This window comes from Pseudomonas sp. MHK4 (genome assembly GCF_054600775.1).
The window spans coordinates 253,774-271,844 of the sequence record NZ_BAAIAK010000007.1; the positions used below are offsets into that span (position 1 = coordinate 253,774).

Below are 18,071 nucleotides of genomic sequence, written 5' to 3' on the forward strand. Positions count from 1 at the left end.
CGCGGGATCCGCAGTATCTGGCACGCCTCAGTCAAAACTGGGAATAATGTTGGCCTTGTCGATCATATCGATCGGCAACAGGAACTCATGGTCATCTACCTGCACCACGACGTCCTGCTCTTCTACACCGCGCAGAAGGCCCTGAAAGTTGCGTCGTCCTTCAAAAGGCGAGCGCAGCTTGATCTTCACTTGTTCACCGGCAAATTTTGCAAACTGCTCAAGAGTGAACAGCGGGCGTTCCATGCCTGGCGAGGAAACTTCGAGGGTGTATTCAACGGAGATTGGATCTTCAACATCCAGCACACCGCTGATCTGACGGCTGACGATGGCACAATCGTCCACCAGCACACCGCCCTCTTTATCAATATAAACGCGCAACATCGAGTGACGACCCTGAGCCGAAAACTCGATACCCCAGCATTCATAGCCTAGGGCCACGACCACCGGGGCCAGCAAGGCCTGCAACTCTTCTAGCTTGCTCGACACCTGAACCCCCTCGTGCATGTATGTGCATGCTATGCAAAATAAAAAAATGGGCGAAACGCCCATCCTTGAAACGCCGTCGAACAGCGGCGCTGGAAGTGTCCAGCTAACAAAAAGCCCCTTAAAAGGGGCTCCTTAAACTGGTTGCGGGGGCCGGATTTGAACCGACGACCTTCGGGTTATGAGCCCGACGAGCTACCAGACTGCTCCACCCCGCGACAAAGCTGGGGCGGAAGTATACGACCGATCCCCTACAGGGTCAATGTAACCTTCCACCTGCAAGAAAGCCCGCAACAGCGGGCTCTCCTGACTAATTGGTACCGAGAAGGGGACTCGAACCCCTACACCCTATGGGCACAACCACCTCAAGGTTGCGTGTCTACCAATTCCACCACCTCGGCAATACTACGTTTGAAACCCTTCTTACTTCTGCTCTTGAGCTGGAGGCACGTCAGTCGCTGGAGTAGCCGACTTTTGCTCTTGAAGCACCGGGACATCGTCAGAAGCCGGTTGTTGCTTTGGAACTTCCAACACTGCCGGGTTTGGCAAACCTACTTGAGTCAGCTGGTGAGCTTTCTCTTTAGCAAAGTAACCTAACCCTAAGCTGGTTATGAAGAAACCTGCGGCAAGTATAGCAGTAAACTTACTAAGAAAGGTAGAGGAACCTTGGCTTCCGAACACAGTATTTGAAGCACCTGCTCCGAAAGACGCGCCAGCGTCCGCACCTTTACCCTGCTGCAGCAAAACCAGAGCTACTACGCCCAATGCACCCAGCAGATGAAAAACGACTACGACTGTTTCCAGCATTTTTTCAGTTTCCCGCGGCGCGACAAATCGCACCGAACTCATCTGCATTCAGGGAAGCCCCACCAATGAGGCCCCCATCGATATCCGGCATGCCGAACAGTTCGACCGCATTGGCCGCCTTCACGCTGCCGCCGTATAGAAGTCGCACACCTTGTGCGACTTCAGAATTCTCTGCCGCCAACTGTGCGCGAATGGCTGCGTGCACATCCTGCGCCTGTTGCGGTGAAGCAGTCAGCCCGGTGCCAATGGCCCAGACCGGCTCGTAAGCAATTACTGCCTTTGCAAACACACCGACACCCAACTCGTCGATGATGCTGCCCAGCTGCTGCGAGACAACCTCAAGGGTCTTCCCGGCCTCGCGCTGCTCCAGGGTCTCCCCTATGCACAACACTGGAACCAGGCCGCTAGCCTGTGCCGCTGCAAACTTGCGAATCAGCACTTCGTCCTGCTCGCCCATTATCTGGCGGCGTTCGGAGTGCCCGACAAGCACCAGGGAACAACCTGCATCCACCAACTGACTTGGCGAGACCTCGCCGGTCAGTGCACCTTGCCCGGATTCCACCGCAGAGTTCTGCGCGCCGACCGAAATCGACTTTCCTTTCAGACCATCAACCACTTGGCTGACATGCAACAAAGGCGGGAATACCGCAACATCAACACCGCTCGGCAAGGCCAACTCACGTAGGCCGTTGATCAGCTCAGCGACGCTGGCGCGGGTACCGTGCATCTTCCAGTTACCAGCTACCATAGGGCGACGCATGCTGTACCTCGTCGGTCAAAGTGGGCGCAGATGTTACCCAACACAATCGAGGCTGGCAAGCCGAATTCAGGCAGAAACTTCAGTAACAAGTTTTGCCAGCTCTTCGGCGTAGCCGCGAACCAGGGTTTCGTCTTCGCCTTCGACCATGACACGCACCAGCGGCTCGGTACCGGACTTGCGCAACAGCACACGCCCGCGACCCGCCATGGCCTGGGTGACACGCTCGCTGGCCTCCTTGACCGACGCATGCTCGAGCGGGTTTGCACCGCCACCGAAACGCACGTTGATCAACACTTGCGGGCACTTGCGCAATGCCTGGCGAGCCTCTGCCAGGCTCTGGGAGCGAGTCTTCAGCGCCATCAGTACTTGCAGCGCGGCGATGATCGCGTCACCGGTGGTGGTGTGATTGAAGCAAACGATATGCCCCGAGTTCTCGCCACCCACCAGCCAGTTGCGCTCCAGCAGATCAGCGATCACATAACGGTCACCGACGTTGGCGCGCACAAAGGGTATCGCCAGGTCCGCCAGGGCGAGCTCAAGCCCCAGGTTACTCATCAATGTACCGACCACACCGCCTTGCAGCTTGTTCTGCTCATGCAGATCGCGAGCAATGATGTACAGCAGTTCGTCGCCATCGACGATGGCACCGGTGTGGTCGACCATCAGCACGCGATCGCCATCACCGTCGAAGGCGATACCCAGGTCGGCGTGCTCGGCCAGCACGGCCGCCTGCAGCTGGCCCATGTGGGTCGAACCGCAGTTGTCGTTGATATTCAGGCCATTGGGATGCGCGGACAGGACCACGACCTCGGCACCCAGTTCGCGGAACACGCTGGGCGCCACCTTGTACGTGGCACCGTGGGCGCAGTCGATGACGATTTTCAGGCCGGAGAAGCTGGTGCCGGTCGGCACGCTGCTCTTGCAGAATTCGATGTAACGACCAGAGGCGTCGTTGATTCGCGAGACCTTGCCGATCTTGCTCGACTCAACCACGGTCATCGGGGTATCGAGCAGCTCTTCGATCATGTGCTCGATTTCATCGGGAAGTTTTGTGCCCTTCCCGGAGAAGAACTTGATGCCATTGTCGTCATGGGGATTGTGCGAAGCACTGATCACGATGCCGGCTTCAGCATGAAATGTACGCGTCAGGTATGCGATGGCCGGCGTCGGCATCGGGCCCAAGAGCATTACGTCGGCACCCGCCGACGTCAGCCCGGCCTCGAGTGCCGATTCGAACATGTACCCGGAAATCCGCGTATCTTTGCCGACCAACACCTTGCACGCACCCATCTTGCGGAACGCCATGCCGGCAGCCCAGCCCAGCTTGAGCATGAAGTCAGGAGTGATCGGATAAACGCCGACCCGACCACGAATACCGTCGGTGCCGAAATATTTCTTAGTCATAAGTACTCCATCTTTCTTATTCGGCTGAGTCCACTGCGGCGATCATTTTCACCACATCAACTGTTTCAGCCACGTCATGGACACGCAATATACGCGCACCCTTGTGCGATGCCAGCGCCGCGAGGGCAAGACCGCCGTACAGGCGCTCCCCGACGGGGCGATTCAACGCTTGACCGATCATGCTCTTGCGCGACACCCCAACCAACAGCGGGCGCCCCAAGGCATGCAAGGCTTCCATGTGCTTGAACAAGCTTAGATTGTGCTGCAGGTTTTTCGCGAAGCCAAAACCCGGATCAAGGATGATCCGCTCAGCCGGAATGCCTACCGCTGCGCACTGAGCCATGCGGTCGGCCAGAAACTCGCCCACCTCTTGGGTGACGTCCTGGTAGTGCGGATTGTCCTGCATGTCACCCGGCTCACCGAGCATATGCATCAGGCACACGGGCAAGCCGGTGGCCGCCGCTGCATCCAGCGCGCCCTCGCGGCGCAACGAACGCACGTCATTGATCAGGCCGGCACCCAGTCGCGCTGTTTCGCGCATGACCGCGGGCGTGGAGGTATCAACCGAGATGATCACATCCAGCTCACGGTTAATCCGCTCTACGATCGGCGCTACCCGCTCAAGCTCCTCAAGCGGAGTAACCGCCCTGGCGCCCGGACGAGTGGACTCGCCGCCGACATCGATCAATGTGGCGCCAGCCGCGACCATGGCTTCGGCATGGCGCAACGCCGCATCGAGCTGGCTGAATTTGCCGCCATCGGAGAAAGAATCGGGGGTTACATTGAGAATGCCCATGACATGCGTCTGGGCCAAATCAAGAACCCGGTTGCCGCAAGGCAACCGGGTCGAGGACTGAACAGAAGTCATTTCAAACCTTAAACGTCAGCAGCGGGACCGCCGATAGGTGTTTCCGGACGTTCGCCCTGCACCGCCGGAGGTGTGCCGGATGTACCGGTACCGCCCGACCAGTCGCGAGGCTCGCGAGGGGTGCGGCCAGCCATGATGTCGTCGATCTGCTCGGCATCGATGGTTTCATACTTCATCAGCGCATCGGCCATGGCGTCGAGCTTGTCACGGTTGTCCGTTAGAATCTGCTTGGCCGTGCCGTAGCACTGGTCGATGATGCTGCGCACTTCGGAGTCGATCAGCTTGGCTGTCTCACCGGAGAAACTTGCATTCTGGCCACCGCCGCCGCGACCGAGGAACACTTCGCCTTCCTCTTCAGCGTACATCAGCGGACCGAGCTTCTCGGAAAGGCCCCACTTGGTCACCATGTTCCGCGCAATCTGGCTGGCACGCATGATGTCGTTGGATGCACCGGTGGTCACGCCATCGAAGCCCAGGGTCATTTCCTCAGCGATACGGCCACCGTAGAGCGAGCAGATCTGGCTGATCAACGCGCGCTTGGACAGGCTGTAGCGATCCTCTTCCGGCAGGAACATGGTCACACCCAGCGCACGACCGCGCGGGATGATCGATACCTTGTACACCGGATCATGCTCAGGCACGACGCGACCGACAATGGCGTGGCCAGCTTCGTGGTAAGCGGTGTTCTGCTTTTCTTTCTCGGACATGACCATGGATTTGCGCTCAGCACCCATCATGATCTTGTCTTTGGCCAGTTCGAATTCTTTCATCTCGACGATGCGCTTGCCGGCCCGGGCAGCGAACAACGACGCCTCGTTGACCAGGTTGGCCAGGTCGGCACCGGAGAAGCCAGGGGTACCACGAGCGATCACTGCCGGAGCGACGTCGTCACCCATTGGCACTTTGCGCATGTGGACCTTGAGAATCTGTTCGCGACCACGGATATCCGGCAGACCAACCACGACCTGACGGTCGAAACGGCCCGGACGCAGCAGCGCAGGGTCCAGTACGTCAGGACGGTTGGTCGCGGCAATCACGATGATGCCGTCGTTCATTTCGAAACCGTCCATCTCCACCAGCAACTGGTTGAGAGTCTGCTCGCGCTCATCGTGACCACCGCCCATGCCGGCACCACGGTGGCGACCGACGGCGTCAATTTCATCGATGAAGATGATGCATGGCGCGTGTTTCTTCGCCTGTTCGAACATATCGCGAACACGGCTGGCACCGACACCGACGAACATTTCGACGAAATCGGAACCGGAAATGGTGAAAAACGGCACCTTGGCTTCGCCGGCAATCGCCTTGGCCAGCAAGGTTTTACCGGTACCCGGAGGACCGACCATCAGCACACCGCGGGGAATACGGCCACCCAGGCGCTGGAACTTGCCTGGATCACGCAGGAACTCGACGAGCTCGCCGACTTCTTCCTTGGCTTCATCGCAACCGGCAACGTCTGCCAGGGTGGTTTTGACCTGGTCTTCGGAGAGCAGGCGCGCCTTGCTCTTGCCGAAGCTCATCGGCCCGCCCTTGCCACCGGCACCGCCCTGCATCTGGCGCATGAAGAACATGAACACGGCGATGATCACCAGGATCGGGAAGCTCGCGACCAGGAGTTGGGTCCAGATGCTTTGCTGCTCAGGCTGCTTGCCTTCGACCACGACGTGGTTGTCCACCAGGTCGCCGATCAGGCCGTTGTCCTGGATCGCCGGACGAATGGTCTTGAAGCTGTCGCCATCGTTGCGCTTGCCGGTAATCACGTAGCCATCAACTGCCACGCGCTCGACCTTGCCATCCTTGACCTGCTGGATGAAGTCGGAATAGTTGAGGGTCTGCGGCTCGTTAGGGCTGGAGAAGTTGTTCATCACCGTCACCAGGACAGCCGCGATGATCAACCACAGGATCAGATTCTTTGCCATATCGTTCAATTAACTACCCTCTGAAGCAAGCGCCGCTGTTGGCGCGCGCTTCGCATGATATTCACCGGCCTAACTTACTACATTACCTACAACTCTGGCAGGCGCCGTCTGTAACCCTTTGTGAAACACTTTCTACACAATATTCGCTTATGCACGAGAGGCGAAATACGAAAAACCTATCACCCCGCCAAAAAACCTCGTTTTATTCACTGCGACCGCGGTAGCCCCAAGCCAGCATGTATTGCTCGCGAGAGCTGCCACGAGAAGAGTCCGGCTTGATCATCTGGATCTTGTCGAATTTCTTCCGAGCGTCCTTCAGGTAAACATCGAAACCTTCGCCCTGAAAAATCTTGATCACGAAATTACCACCAGGCTTGAGTATCCGCTCCGCCAAATCAAGTGCCAACTCGCACAGGAACATGGCTTTGGGCATGTCCACTTCAGGCGTACCACTCATATTGGGGGCCATATCGGAAATCACAAGGTCCACCTGCGAATTACCCACGGCTTCAAGGATCCGAGCGAGCACTTCGTCCTGGGTGAAGTCACCCTGGATGAAAGTCACGTCCGGAATACTGTCCATTTCCAGGATGTCCGACGCGATCAGGCGGCCCTGACCACCGATCAGCCGGCTGGTAACCTGCGACCAGCCACCGGGCGCCGCACCCAGGTCGACAACGCTCATGCCCGGACGGATCAGCTTGTATTTCTCCTGGATCTCCAGAAGCTTGTAACTCGCACGCGAGCGGTACCCGTCCTTCTGCGCCTGCTTCACATAGGGATCATTGACATGTCTTTTCAGCCACTCAAGGCTTGTCTTGGAACGCGCCATTGGGCACCTCGATGATAAGGGTCGTGATTAGTTGGGCGGATCCACGAACCCTCGGGTAAAATGGCCGCCATTTTACAGAATCCAGACGAAAGGGTCAGATTATGCCGCTCACTCAAGAGCAGAAGAAACAGTACAAATCCATTGGCCACCATCTGAAACCAGTTTTGATTGTGGCTGACAACGGTTTGACTGAAGGTGTGTTAGCCGAACTCGAACGCGCATTGGCGGATCACGAGCTGATCAAGATCAAGCTCAACATCCTCGATCGCGAATCGCGCCTGGCATCCATTGCCGAGCTGTGCAAGGTTGGCAAAGCGGATCTGGTACAGGTCATCGGCAAGATGGCACTGATTTACCGCAAGAACTTCAGCGTCAACAAGCAGCTGTCGAACGTTCATCGCTTCAAGTGATGACAAGGGTCAAGGGTGTGCTTCGCGCACCCTGCCACTCCATCCAGGCACCGGCTGCATGATCAGCACCAAGCCCGAGAACCCCAAAACCATATAGCTGAACACCTGCCAGCGCTGCGCACCAGGCAAGCCGACAAGCACGGCGACAAACATCGCACACGCGCACAGCGCGATCAGCAACACCTGCCCACGAAAATCCCGCCATAGACTGGCAAGGCCATTGGCCTGTACCAGCACCAAAGCCTGAAAGATCACGCACACGGCGGCAAACATCACCACCATGGTCTCGAACAAGCCGGCGATCTCATCGATCAGCAACGGTGCCAGCCCAATTCGGCCCAACACCGGCTGCAAACCGAGATGCACCAGCCACAGACCGCCGACCCACAACATCTGGGCCAGCTGCCAGAGCATGGCGCCCGCATTCAGCGGGCGCCTGCCTTCAGATGTGACGGACTTCAACAATCTCGTACTCGATAACGCCGCTAGGCGTTTTCACGGCAACCACATCACCCTCTTCCTTGCCGATCAAGGCTCGGGCCAGGGGTGCGCCCACCGAAATCTTGCCGAGTTTGAAGTCTGCCTCGTCCTCTCCCACGATGTGGTAAGTGACGCGCTCATCCGTCTCGACGTTGGCGATTTCAACGGTGGTGCCGAAAATCACTTTGCCGGTATGAGGAATGGTCGTGACATCGATGATGACCTGATTCTGAATCCGGCCTTCGATGTCACGAATCCGCGCCTCGACCATACCCTGCTGCTCGCGAGCAGCGTGGTATTCGGCGTTTTCCTTCAAGTCACCCAACTCACGGGCCGTACCGATGTCCTGGCTGAGCTTCGGACGAACGACCTTGGTCAGGTGAGTGTGTTCTTCTTCCAGAGCGCGAGCGCCCTGAACGGTCATCGGGTACTTGGTTATGCTCATGCCTTCAATCCTGCGTGTAGATCCTGCAAGCGGCGCACGGTCTTCTCGGGACCGAACTTCAGCGCTTCGCAGATCGCTTCGCCAGCAGCAATGGTCGTGGTGCAGTAAATCTTGTGCTGCAGGGCATTGCGACGAATGGAATAGGAGTCAGCGATCGACTGACGGCCCTCAGTGGTGTTGATGATCAGGGTGACTTCGTCATTCTTGATCATGTCGACTACGTGAGGACGCCCTTCGGTCACCTTGTTCACGCGACGCACTTTCAGGCCTGCAGCTTCGATCAGCTTGGCAGTACCGGCAGTGGCGACCACTTCGAAACCCAAGTTGATCAGATCACGGGCCACGCCCGCAACCAGTGGCTTGTCGTCATCACGTACGCTGATGAACGCAGTACCGCCGGTCGGCAGCACTTCGCTGGCGCCCATCTGGGCCTTGGCGAACGCTTCACCGAAGGTGTCGCCCACGCCCATCACTTCACCGGTGGACTTCATTTCTGGGCCGAGGATCGGGTCAACGCCAGGGAACTTGGCGAACGGGAACACCGCCTCTTTCACGCTGTAGAAGTTCGGGATGATTTCCTTGGTGAAGCCGATTTCCTTCAGGGTTTTACCGGCCATCACGCGAGCCGCGATCATTGCCAGGGAAACACCGATGCACTTGGACACGAACGGCACGGTACGCGAAGCACGCGGGTTGACTTCGATGACGTAGATATCGTCGCCTTGCAGCGCCAACTGCACGTTCATAAGGCCGATCACGCCCAGCTCCAGGGCCATTTTCTTGACCTGTTCGCGCATCTCGTCCTGGATGTGCGCCGGCAGCGAGTACGGCGGCAGCGAGCACGCGGAGTCACCGGAGTGAACGCCGGCCTGCTCGATGTGCTGCATGATCGCGCCGATGACGACGTCTTTACCGTCGCAGACCGCATCCACGTCCATTTCGATGGCGCAGTTGAGGAAGTGGTCCAGCAGCACCGGGCTGTCGTTGGACACTTGAACCGCTTCACGCAGGTAGCGCTTGAGTTCTTCTTCTTCGTAGACGATTTCCATCGCACGACCGCCCAGTACATAGGACGGACGCACCACCAGCGGGTAACCGATCTTGGCGGCGGCACGAATCGCTTCGTCTTCGCTGCGCACGGTGGCGTTTGGCGGCTGACGCAGGTTCAGGCGCTGGACCATCTGCTGGAAGCGCTCACGGTCTTCGGCACGGTCGATGGCGTCAGGGCTGGTGCCGATGATCGGCACGCCAGCGGCTTCCAGGGCACGCGCCAGTTTCAGCGGGGTCTGGCCGCCGTACTGGACGATCACACCTTTTGGCTTCTCGACGCGGACGATTTCCAGCACGTCTTCCAGGGTCACTGGTTCAAAGTACAGGCGATCAGAGGTGTCGTAGTCGGTGGAAACAGTTTCCGGGTTGCAGTTGACCATGATGGTCTCATAACCGTCATCGCGCAGGGCCAGTGCCGCGTGTACGCAGCAGTAGTCGAACTCGATGCCCTGGCCGATACGGTTAGGACCGCCACCCAGGATCATGATCTTGTCGCGGCCTGACGGCGCGGCTTCGCACTCTTCTTCGTACGTCGAGTAGAGGTACGCGGTGTCGGTGGCGAACTCGGCGGCGCAGGTGTCGACGCGCTTGTAGACCGGGAAGATGTCCAGCTTGTGGCGATGGGCGCGCAGGGCCTTCTCGGTCACTCCCAGCAGCTTGGCCAGGCGCATGTCGGAGAAACCTTTGCGCTTGAGGCGGAACATCAGGTCACGATCGATGCTGGTCAGACCCAGGGTCTTGACCTTCTCTTCGTCCTTGATCAGGTCTTCCATCTGCACCAGGAACCACGGATCGATCATGGTCATGCCGAAGATGTCTTCAACGCTCATGCCGGCGCGCATGGCATCCGCCACGTACCAGATACGCTCGGCGCCCGGCACAGTCAGCTCGCGCTTGAGCACACTCATGCTTTCCGGGTTGCGCAGGTCGACTTTCTCGTCCAGGCCACAAACGCCCACTTCCAGGCCACGCAGGGCTTTCTGCAGGGATTCCTGGAAGGTACGGCCGATGGCCATGACTTCACCAACCGACTTCATTTGCGTGGTCAGGCGCGCGTCAGCCTTGGAGAACTTCTCGAAGGCGAAACGTGGCAGCTTGGTCACAACGTAGTCGATGGACGGTTCGAAGGACGCCGGGGTCTTGCCGCCGGTGATGTCGTTCGACAGCTCGTCCAGGGTGTAGCCCACAGCCAGCTTGGCCGCGACCTTGGCGATCGGGAAGCCGGTGGCTTTCGAAGCCAGAGCCGACGAACGGGATACGCGCGGGTTCATTTCGATCACGACCATGCGGCCGGTGTTCGGGCAGATACCGAACTGAACGTTCGAACCGCCGGTTTCCACGCCGATCTCGCGCAGTACCGCCAGGGAGGCGTTACGCAGGATCTGGTATTCCTTGTCGGTCAGGGTCTGTGCTGGAGCCACGGTGATCGAGTCACCGGTGTGCACGCCCATCGGGTCGAAGTTTTCGATGGAGCAGACGATGATGCAGTTGTCCTTCTTATCACGGACAACCTCCATCTCGTATTCTTTCCAGCCGATCAGGGATTCGTCGATCAGCAGCTCTTTGGTCGGCGACAGGTCCAGACCGCGGGCGCAGATTTCTTCGAACTCTTCACGGTTGTAAGCGATACCGCCACCGGTGCCACCCATGGTGAAGGACGGACGGATGATGCACGGGAAGCCCAGCTTCTCGAGGACCGCGTTGGCCTCTTCCATGCTGTGGGCGATACCGGAACGCGGGCACGCCAGGCCGATGGACTTCATCGCCTTGTCGAAACGCGAACGGTCTTCAGCCTTGTCGATGGTGTCGGCGTTGGCGCCGATCATTTCTACGCCGAACTTCTCCAGAACGCCTTCGCGCTCCAGGTCCAGGGCGCAGTTCAGTGCAGTCTGGCCGCCCATGGTTGGCAGCAGCGCGTCCGGACGCTCTTTCTCGATGATCTTGGCAACGGTCTGCCACTTGATCGGCTCGATGTAGGTGGCGTCGGCCATGGCCGGGTCGGTCATGATGGTGGCCGGGTTGGAGTTCACCAGGATGACGCGGTAGCCCTCTTCGCGCAGGGCTTTGCAGGCCTGGGCGCCGGAGTAGTCGAATTCGCAGGCCTGGCCGATAACGATCGGGCCAGCGCCGAGAATCAGGATGCTTTTAATGTCTGTACGTTTTGGCATGGGTTTGTCACTCAAATCCGCAGGTCAGTCGGCAAGCCGTCTTGTTCAATCTGTGAAGACCCGAGGGGGCCACCGGTGTCGGGGCCACCCTCAGGCTTTGCAACATCAGGGCGAGCGATCAGCGTCGCTTGGCCATCTCGTTGATGAAGCGATCGAACAGGGGTGCTACGTCGTTCGGGCCAGGGCTGGCTTCCGGGTGACCCTGGAAGCTGAAGGCGCTCTTGTCGGTACGCTCGATACCTTGCAGGGTGCCGTCGAACAGCGATTTGTGGATCGCGCGAACGTTGGACGGCAGGGTCGCTTCGTCTACCGCGAAACCGTGGTTCTGGCTGGTGATCATCACAACGCCAGTGTCCAGGTCCTGCACCGGGTGGTTGGCACCGTGGTGGCCGTGACCCATTTTCAGGGTCTTGGCGCCGGAGGCCAGGGCCAGCAGCTGGTGACCGAGGCAGATACCGAATACCGGGATCTCGGTTTCCAGCACGTCCTTGATCGCCTGGATCGCGTAGTCGCAAGGCTCCGGATCACCAGGGCCGTTGGACAGGAACACGCCGTCCGGCTTCAGGGCCAGCACATCGGCGGCAGGCGTCTGGGCAGGCACTACTGTCACGCGGCAACCGCGCTCGACCAGCATGCGCAGGATGTTCACCTTGACGCCGTAGTCGTAGGCGACCACGTGGTACGGCAGCTCGGAAGCTTCGATGGTCGCGTGGCTGTCGGTTTTCAGATCCCAGACCGTCGAGCGCCACTCGTACTTCTCGGTGGTGCTGACGACTTTTGCCAGGTCCATGCCTTTGAGGCCAGGGAAGCCCTGGGCAGCGGCGATGGCGGCTTCTTCGGAAATGTTGTCACCGGCCATGATGCAACCGTTCTGCGCACCTTTTTCACGCAGGATGCGCGTCAGGCGGCGGGTGTCGATACCGGCGATGGCCACAACGTTGTTGGCCTTCAGGTAGTCGGACAGGGACATCGTGTTACGCCAGTTGCTCGCAACCAGAGGCAGGTCACGGATGACCAGGCCAGCGGACCAGACGCGGTTGGACTCGGCGTCTTGCGGCGTGGTGCCGGTGTTGCCGATGTGCGGATAAGTCAGGGTAACGATCTGTTGGGCGTAGGAAGGATCGGTAAGGATTTCCTGATAGCCGGTCATTGCGGTGTTGAACACCACCTCACCAACGGTTTGACCGTCGGCTCCAATGGCTTCGCCGCGAAAAATGCTGCCATCAGCAAGGGCGAGTATGGCTGGCTTAGTCAAGAAGACCTCCCGTAAATAAAGCCTGAAAGGGCGATCGCAGGTTGTAAAAAAGCGGAGTGACGTATGGACACGTCACCCCGCTTCTTCACTGAATTATTCTGCGCGCTTTTAGTGGACACACTAAAGCTGTAGCTTACAGAAAAAGGCATTTTTGGTCTACCGCCAATGAGCCTTAAAGGCTGGAGAATGCGACAGGACGTCGCTTGGCGGGATAAAACCGGGCTCAAACGCTGTGCGCGAGCCCGATTTCGGGTGCATCTTAACGCAGGTCGAGCACGTCTTGCATGTCATAAAGACCAGGCTCGCGCCCATCCAGCCACAAAGCGGCACGGACCGCGCCCTTGGCGAAGGTCATGCGACTGGAGGCCTTGTGGGTGATCTCGACACGCTCACCGTCAGCGGCGAACAGCACAGTGTGATCACCGACGATGTCGCCAGCGCGAACAGTAGCAAAACCGATCGTCTCGCGCTCGCGAGCGCCGGTCTGACCCTCACGACCGTAAACCGCGACTTTCTTCAGGTCGCGACCCAGGGCATCGGCAATCACTTCGCCCATGCGCACGGCGGTACCGGACGGCGCATCGACTTTATGCCGATGGTGAGCTTCGGTGATTTCGATATCGACATCGTCACCCAGCACCCGAGCAGCGGTGTCGAGCAGCTTCAGGCACAGGTTCACGCCGACGCTGAAGTTGGCCGCGAAGACGATCGGTATGTCCTTGCCCGCCTCCGCCAGCAACTGCTTCTCTTCAACGCTGAAGCCGGTCGTGCCGATGATCATCGCCTTGTTGTGCTTACGGCAGAAGGCGAGGTTCTTCAGGGTCACCGTCGGGTGGGTGAAGTCGATCAGCACGTCGAACTCATCGACCACACGATCCAGATCACCCGACAGCGGCACGCCGATGCGACCGATGGCAGCCAGCTCGCCAGCGTCCGCGCCGACCAGCGTACTGTCAGGACGATCCACTGCCGCCGTCAGGCCGGCACCCGGTGCTTGTTGCACGGCTTCGATCAGGGTTTTGCCCATGCGCCCGGCGGCGCCCATCACAGCTATACGTCGCATGCCTGTCTCCTTACAAATCGCCGAAGAAGCGCTTCACGCCTTCGAACCAGCCTGTGGTTTTCGGTGAATGACTGTTGTCGTCCGCCAGGGAGTTGCGGAACTCTTCGAGCATTTCACGCTGGCGACGGCTCAGGTTGACCGGGGTCTCGACCGCCACACGGCACATCAAGTCACCGGCGCCGCCACCACGCACTGGCGCAACGCCCTTGCCACGCACGCGGAACTGCTTGCCGGTCTGAGTCCCTTCAGGGATTTTCAGTTTCACCCGACCATCGAGGGTCGGAATCTCCAGCTCGCCACCCAGCGCCGCATCGACGAAGCTGATCGGCACTTCACAGAACAGGTGCTTGCCGTCACGCTGGAAGATCGAGTGCTCGCGCACGTTGATCACCACGTACAGATCGCCGGTCGGCCCGCCCATGGCGCCCGCCTCGCCTTCGCCCGACAAGCGAATGCGGTCACCGGTATCGACACCGGCCGGCACTTTCACCGACAGGGTCTTGTACTCTTCGACACGACCTTCGCCGTGACAGGAGTCGCACGGGTCGGAAATGATCTTGCCCTGGCCATGGCAACGCGGGCAGGTTTGCTGCACCGAGAAGAAGCCCTGCTGCATGCGTACCTGGCCAATACCGCCACAGGTCGGGCAGGTGACCGGCGAAGAGCCTTTCTTGGCACCCGAGCCGTCGCACGGCTTGCAGTTAACCAGCGTCGGAACGCGGATATTCACGGTCGTGCCGCGCACCGCTTCTTCCAGGTTCAGCTCCAGGGTGTAGCGCAAGTCACTGCCGCGCTGGGCACCGCCACGGGAACCCCCGCGACCGCCACCGAAAAAGTCGCTGAAGACATCGCCGAAGATGTCGGAGAAGTTCTGACCGCCGAAACCGGCACCGCCGCCACCCATGCTCGGGTCGACACCAGCATGGCCGTACTGGTCGTACGCCGCACGCTTGCTGGAATCGGACAGCACTTCGTAGGCCTCATTGGCCTCCTTGAACATCTCTTCCGATGCCTTGTCATCAGGATTACGGTCCGGGTGGTGCTTCATCGCCAGGCGACGGTAGGCCTTTTTCAGGTCCGCCTCGCTTGAGCCTCGCTCAACACCCAATACTTCGTAATAGTCACGCTTTGCCATAAGTCTCTGCACTCTTGAGGACGTTCGACAAAACCCTCCTGAGTCTGCCGAACTCGTTGAGCCCCAATACAGGCCCGGACCCAACTCACGTCAATTCAACGATCCTGGTCTTTGATTCTTGCGGTACTTGCGGCGCGAAAAGCAGGAGCATTTCCGGCCATACCACCAACATTCGAACGTTGTCGCATGCTGTAAAAATTCGCGTATTCCAGATACGCCAACGCGGGAGCAAGCTCCCGCGCGGCGACATCCTACCAGTCACCGCCGCAAGGCAGTCAACCGGCCGACCAACAACTTACTTGTGGTCTTTGACTTCTTCGAACTCAGCGTCGACCACGTCGTCAGCCTTCTCGGCCGACTCACCTTGCGGTGCAGCGCCTTCAGCTGGCTGAGCCTGTTCGGCGTACATCTTCTGCGCCACTGGAGCGGAGACTTTCGACAGCTCTTCAACCTTGGCTTCGATAGCGGCCTTGTCGTCGCCTTTCACGGCGGCTTCCAGGGCAACCACGGCAGCTTCGATCGCAGTCTTCTCTTCAGCGCTTACCTTGTCGCCAGCATCGGCAACCATTTTGCGCGTCGAGTGAACCAGTGCATCGCCCTGGTTACGGGCAGCGGCCAGCTCTTCGAACTTGCGGTCTTCCTCGGCGTTGGCCTCGGCATCACGCACCATGCGCTCGATCTCTTCGTCGGACAGGCCGGAGTTGGCCTTGATCACGATCGACTGAGTCTTGCCGGTGGCCTTGTCCTTGGCGCCTACGTGCAGGATGCCGTTGGCGTCGATGTCGAAGGTCACTTCGATTTGTGGCACGCCACGTGGTGCTGGTGGAATCTCGGCCAGGTCGAACTTGCCCAGGGACTTGTTCTGTGCAGCCTGCTTACGCTCACCTTGCAGCACGTGAATGGTCACGGCGCCCTGGTTGTCGTCGGCAGTCGAGAACACTTGCGATTTCTTGGTCGGAATCGTGGTGTTTTTCTCGATCAGCGCGGTCATCACGCCACCCATGGTTTCGATGCCCAGGGTCAGCGGGCTGACGTCCAGCAGCAGAACGTCTTTCACGTCACCGGCCAGTACCGCACCCTGGATGGCAGCACCCATGGCTACAGCTTCGTCCGGGTTGACGTCTTTACGTGCTTCTTTACCGAAGAACTCGGTCACCAGTTTCTGAACCAGTGGCATACGGGTCTGACCGCCGACCAGGATCACGTCGTTGATCGCACCGATCTCGATACCGGAGTCTTTCAGCGCAATGCGGCAAGGCTCGATGGTGCGTTGAACCAGGTCTTCCACCAGCGATTCCAGCTTGGCGCGGGAGATCTTCACGTTCAGGTGCTTGGGACCGGTCGCGTCTGCAGTGATGTACGGCAGGTTGACGTCGGTCGACTGAGCGGAAGACAGCTCGATCTTGGCTTTCTCAGCGGCTTCTTTCAGGCGCTGCATCGCCAGCGGGTCACCCTTGAGGTTCATGCCGCTTTCTTTCTTGAATTCGTCGACGAGGTAGTCGATCAGACGAATGTCGAAGTCTTCACCACCCAGGAAGGTGTCGCCGTTGGTGGCCAACACTTCGAACTGGTGCTCGCCATCGACTTCAGCGATCTCGATCACGGAAACGTCGAAGGTACCGCCACCCAGGTCATAAACGATCACGGTGTGATCGCCCTTGGCCTTGTCCATACCGTAGGCCAGAGCAGCCGCGGTTGGTTCGTTGATGATACGTTTTACGTCCAGACCGGCGATGCGGCCGGCGTCTTTGGTCGCTTGACGCTGGCTGTCGTTGAAGTAGGCCGGAACGGTGATCACCGCTTCGGTCACAGGCTCGCCGAGATAGTCTTCGGCGGTCTTCTTCATTTTTTTCAGAATTTCAGCCGAGATTTGTGGCGGCGCCATTTTCTGGCCATTCACTTCAACCCAGGCGTCGTTGTTGTCAGCCTTGACGATCTTGTAAGGGACCATCTGGATGTCTTTCTGTACCACTTCTTCTTCGAAACGACGACCGATCAGACGCTTCACCGCATACAGGGTGTTGTGCGGGTTGGTCACGGCCTGACGCTTGGCGGACTGGCCTACCAGGATTTCGCCATCATTGGCGTACGCGATGATCGACGGCGTGGTACGCGCGCCTTCGGCGTTTTCAATAACTTTGGCCTTGCCGTTTTCCAGCACGGAGACGCAGGAGTTGGTAGTCCCCAGGTCGATACCGATAATTTTGCCCATGTTCACTCTCCCGAAACTTTGGATTTGGTTGCCGCAGCAGTGGTGGCTAACTGCGGTAGCACTTAAACGCTTGACTTCTAAATGGGGGCCTTGCGGCTAATTTCAAGCCTGCTCGTCAATCGAAGGCGAAACTGGCGCAGGGGCCTTGCTGACCACGACCATGGCCGGGCGCAGCAGGCGACCATTGAGCTGATAGCCCTTCTGGAACACCTTCAGAACGCTGTTCGGCTCGAGGTCGGCGCTTTCCTGCATGGCCATTGCCTGATGAAGAACGGCGTTGAACGGTTCGCCCTGCGGATCGATCGCTTCCAGCTGATAACGCTTCAGGGTGTCCTGGAACATTTTCAGGGTCAGCTCGATCCCTTCGCGCATCGGACGGATGCTTTCATCATCCGGGCTGGACAACTCCAGGCCGCGCTCCAGGCTGTCGATGATCGGCAGCAGGTCGCCAGCGAATTTTTCCAGCGCGAACTTGTGAGCCTTTTCTACATCCTGCTCGGCGCGACGGCGGACGTTCTGCAGATCGGCGGCTACACGCAAAGCCTGATCCTGCGCACCTGCCAGTTGCTCTTCGAGCACTTGTACACGAGCCGCCAGGTCATCACCCGAAGCCTGGGAAGCCTGGTCGGCGTCTAGATTTTGCGTATCCACTGTCTGTTCGTCAGCCATAGAATTCTCCTTTCAATATCGTCCGCGAGCTCTACTCGCGCTTCTGCCCTGCTATATGGGGCCGCAAAATCCGGCTTCAAGGGGCCTGATGCGATTAACCCTACAAAAAGC

At 58.9% G+C, this 18,071-nt stretch carries 16 protein-coding genes and 2 tRNA genes; 1 reads left to right on the forward strand and 17 read right to left on the reverse strand.

Translation table 11 applies throughout. The annotated features are described in order from the left end of the window. Window positions 1–27: 27 nt before the first annotated feature. From rimP to rlmE, 9 genes are all read right to left on the reverse strand, one after another. Window positions 28–486: a ribosome maturation factor RimP gene (gene rimP, locus ACYP2Q_RS19425; protein ID WP_007915250.1), complete on the reverse strand. Its 459-nt coding sequence runs from the start codon at window positions 484–486 to the stop codon at window positions 28–30. Window positions 487–624: 138 nt separating this feature from the next. Further along, a tRNA-Met gene (locus ACYP2Q_RS19430) sits at window positions 625–701 on the reverse strand. Between the two features lie 97 nt (window positions 702–798). Then, window positions 799–884, reverse strand: a tRNA-Leu gene (locus tag ACYP2Q_RS19435). A 22-nt stretch (window positions 885–906) separates the two neighbouring features. Next, entirely contained in the window at window positions 907–1,290 is a 384-nt protein-coding gene (secG, locus tag ACYP2Q_RS19440) for a preprotein translocase subunit SecG (protein ID WP_017336473.1), read from the reverse strand. Window positions 1,291–1,294: 4 nt separating this feature from the next. Next, a complete protein-coding gene (gene tpiA, locus ACYP2Q_RS19445; RefSeq protein ID WP_459732018.1) occupies window positions 1,295–2,050 on the reverse strand; it encodes a triose-phosphate isomerase in 756 nt (251 codons plus the stop codon). Window positions 2,051–2,116: 66 nt separating this feature from the next. Beyond that, a complete protein-coding gene (glmM, locus tag ACYP2Q_RS19450; protein WP_459732019.1) occupies window positions 2,117–3,454 on the reverse strand; it encodes a phosphoglucosamine mutase in 1,338 nt (445 codons plus the stop codon). Window positions 3,455–3,470: 16 nt separating this feature from the next. After that, a complete protein-coding gene (gene folP, locus ACYP2Q_RS19455) occupies window positions 3,471–4,322 on the reverse strand; it encodes a dihydropteroate synthase (protein WP_459732020.1) in 852 nt (283 codons plus the stop codon). Between the two features lie 8 nt (window positions 4,323–4,330). Next, window positions 4,331–6,241, reverse strand: coding sequence for an ATP-dependent zinc metalloprotease FtsH (ftsH, locus tag ACYP2Q_RS19460; RefSeq protein WP_046820620.1), 1,911 nt, complete (start codon window positions 6,239–6,241; stop codon window positions 4,331–4,333). Between the two features lie 202 nt (window positions 6,242–6,443). Beyond that, on the reverse strand, window positions 6,444–7,073 hold the full coding sequence (rlmE, locus tag ACYP2Q_RS19465; RefSeq protein ID WP_110657828.1) for a 23S rRNA (uridine(2552)-2'-O)-methyltransferase RlmE: 630 nt from the start codon (window positions 7,071–7,073) through the stop codon (window positions 6,444–6,446). A 101-nt stretch (window positions 7,074–7,174) separates the two neighbouring features. Here rlmE and ACYP2Q_RS19470 point away from each other — a divergent pair, with 101 nt between their 5' ends. After that, a complete protein-coding gene (locus ACYP2Q_RS19470) occupies window positions 7,175–7,483 on the forward strand; it encodes a YhbY family RNA-binding protein (RefSeq protein WP_007942889.1) in 309 nt (102 codons plus the stop codon). A gap of 9 nt (window positions 7,484–7,492) precedes the next feature. Here ACYP2Q_RS19470 and ACYP2Q_RS19475 read toward each other — a convergent pair whose 3' ends face one another. From ACYP2Q_RS19475 to grpE, 8 genes are all read right to left on the reverse strand, one after another. Further along, a complete protein-coding gene (locus ACYP2Q_RS19475) occupies window positions 7,493–7,897 on the reverse strand; it encodes an MFS transporter (protein WP_459732021.1) in 405 nt (134 codons plus the stop codon). A gap of 28 nt (window positions 7,898–7,925) precedes the next feature. Next, window positions 7,926–8,402, reverse strand: a complete 477-nt coding sequence (gene greA / locus ACYP2Q_RS19480; RefSeq protein ID WP_274074139.1) for a transcription elongation factor GreA — start codon at window positions 8,400–8,402, stop codon at window positions 7,926–7,928. A 2-nt stretch (window positions 8,403–8,404) separates the two neighbouring features. Further along, the gene (gene carB / locus ACYP2Q_RS19485; protein WP_459732022.1) at window positions 8,405–11,626 is read right to left on the reverse strand and encodes a carbamoyl-phosphate synthase large subunit; all 3,222 of its coding nucleotides are present in this window, start codon (window positions 11,624–11,626) and stop codon (window positions 8,405–8,407) included. Between the two features lie 118 nt (window positions 11,627–11,744). Continuing rightward, a complete protein-coding gene (gene carA, locus ACYP2Q_RS19490; protein ID WP_459732023.1) occupies window positions 11,745–12,881 on the reverse strand; it encodes a glutamine-hydrolyzing carbamoyl-phosphate synthase small subunit in 1,137 nt (378 codons plus the stop codon). A gap of 259 nt (window positions 12,882–13,140) precedes the next feature. Beyond that, on the reverse strand, window positions 13,141–13,944 hold the full coding sequence (gene dapB / locus ACYP2Q_RS19495) for a 4-hydroxy-tetrahydrodipicolinate reductase (protein WP_459732025.1): 804 nt from the start codon (window positions 13,942–13,944) through the stop codon (window positions 13,141–13,143). Between the two features lie 10 nt (window positions 13,945–13,954). Next, complete coding sequence (dnaJ, locus tag ACYP2Q_RS19500; protein ID WP_459732026.1) at window positions 13,955–15,079, reverse strand: molecular chaperone DnaJ; 1,125 nt, start codon at window positions 15,077–15,079, stop codon at window positions 13,955–13,957. Between the two features lie 295 nt (window positions 15,080–15,374). Continuing rightward, window positions 15,375–17,291 (reverse strand): molecular chaperone DnaK, encoded by a 1,917-nt coding sequence (dnaK, locus tag ACYP2Q_RS19505; protein ID WP_274074076.1) that lies wholly within the window; start codon window positions 17,289–17,291, stop codon window positions 15,375–15,377. Window positions 17,292–17,393: 102 nt separating this feature from the next. Beyond that, window positions 17,394–17,960, reverse strand: coding sequence for a nucleotide exchange factor GrpE (grpE, locus tag ACYP2Q_RS19510; protein WP_459732028.1), 567 nt, complete (start codon window positions 17,958–17,960; stop codon window positions 17,394–17,396). Window positions 17,961–18,071: the final 111 nt, after the last annotated feature.

Bases quoted from the DNA above. Each gene is read 5' to 3' on its own strand.
- rlmE (WP_110657828.1), bottom strand. From the start codon at position 7,073: ATGGCGCGTTCCAAGACAAGCCTTGAGTGGCTGAAAAGACATGTCAAT.
- tpiA (WP_459732018.1), bottom strand. From the start codon at position 2,050: ATGCGTCGCCCTATGGTAGCTGGTAACTGGAAGATGCACGGTACCCGC.
- dnaK (WP_274074076.1), bottom strand. From the start codon at position 17,291: ATGGGCAAAATTATCGGTATCGACCTGGGGACTACCAACTCCTGCGTC.
- folP (WP_459732020.1), bottom strand. From the start codon at position 4,322: ATGACTTCTGTTCAGTCCTCGACCCGGTTGCCTTGCGGCAACCGGGTT.
- grpE (WP_459732028.1), bottom strand. From the start codon at position 17,960: ATGGCTGACGAACAGACAGTGGATACGCAAAATCTAGACGCCGACCAG.
- carB (WP_459732022.1), bottom strand. From the start codon at position 11,626: ATGCCAAAACGTACAGACATTAAAAGCATCCTGATTCTCGGCGCTGGC.
- ACYP2Q_RS19470 (WP_007942889.1), top strand. From the start codon at position 7,175: ATGCCGCTCACTCAAGAGCAGAAGAAACAGTACAAATCCATTGGCCAC.
- dnaJ (WP_459732026.1), bottom strand. From the start codon at position 15,079: ATGGCAAAGCGTGACTATTACGAAGTATTGGGTGTTGAGCGAGGCTCA.
- secG (WP_017336473.1), bottom strand. From the start codon at position 1,290: ATGCTGGAAACAGTCGTAGTCGTTTTTCATCTGCTGGGTGCATTGGGC.
- ftsH (WP_046820620.1), bottom strand. From the start codon at position 6,241: ATGGCAAAGAATCTGATCCTGTGGTTGATCATCGCGGCTGTCCTGGTG.
- dapB (WP_459732025.1), bottom strand. From the start codon at position 13,944: ATGCGACGTATAGCTGTGATGGGCGCCGCCGGGCGCATGGGCAAAACC.
- glmM (WP_459732019.1), bottom strand. From the start codon at position 3,454: ATGACTAAGAAATATTTCGGCACCGACGGTATTCGTGGTCGGGTCGGC.
- ACYP2Q_RS19475 (WP_459732021.1), bottom strand. From the start codon at position 7,897: ATGCTCTGGCAGCTGGCCCAGATGTTGTGGGTCGGCGGTCTGTGGCTG.